This window comes from Porphyromonas sp. oral taxon 278 str. W7784 (genome assembly GCF_000467855.2).
Classification (GTDB): Bacteria; Bacteroidota; Bacteroidia; order Bacteroidales; family Porphyromonadaceae; genus Porphyromonas.
In genome coordinates this window covers 1-828 of the sequence record NZ_KI259253.1, presented here as the reverse complement: position 1 = coordinate 828, position 828 = coordinate 1, and the positions used below count along the sequence as shown (strand labels likewise).

Annotated in this window: 2 pseudogenes; both read left to right on the top strand. The window is 56.6% G+C overall.

Annotated features, from left to right (window positions below):
• Positions 1-304: pseudogene (locus HMPREF1556_RS08740) on the top strand (carboxypeptidase); the annotation flags it as partial.
• 270 nt (positions 305-574) lie between these two features.
• Positions 575-828, top strand: a pseudogene (locus HMPREF1556_RS06320) (carboxypeptidase-like regulatory domain-containing protein); the annotation flags it as partial.

The following is an 828-nucleotide window of genomic DNA, read 5'->3' as shown; positions in this document are numbered from 1 at the left end:
GACCTGCTACTTCTACTATCGGACACCTAGCTTTGATTGGGGCTTCCATGCAGGGCACGTCATCTCCGGCGGAGCGGGCCTATCCTACACGCTCCTCCAAGGGAAGCTTCGCCTAGCTCTGGACGCCTACAACCTCCTCCGCAATAACCTCCGTCTGGACATCACGACTCCCGACTATCAGATGCACGCAGACAACGAGAATAATAGACTCACCCTCAACCTTGGCGTGACCTACTCCTTCGGAGCTCCCATCCAAGGCAAGTCCGAGCGCAAGAGTGCCCAAGAGCTCCGCTCCCGCATGTAGCACCCCGCCATCCCCACCCGTTCTCTCATCGAATTTCTTTGCCCTCCGCCAGCCTGCATAAACAGCGGGCTTGGAGCACCCCCAAAACGACCTACGGTAGGTCACCGAAAAAACCTACTGTAGGTCGTCTCACCGACCCACGGTAGGTCGTTTGACCGACCTACCGTGGGTCTCTTTTTGACCTCCCCCGTAGTCCCCACCTCGAAGGGCGAAGGGATACCATCAAAAACACTACCTTTAGGTGGGTATTCTAGTACACGCATCCCACTTATGAAACACGCTCACATGCTCTGTGTCGTCCTTGCGCTCTCTTCAGGTAGCCTTCTAGCGCAGACGACCTTCCCCCTACAGGGCTCTTTGAAGAAGACCACCGACCGCACCCCTGTGGACTTCGCTAATGTCCTCCTGAGAAAGCCCGCAGATAGTACGCTTGTCGTAGGGACGACGAGTGACGAACACGGGGCTTTTCGCCTCGAGGCTCCCCAAGGGACGTTCCTCCTAGAGATCCATGCTCTAGGCTACAA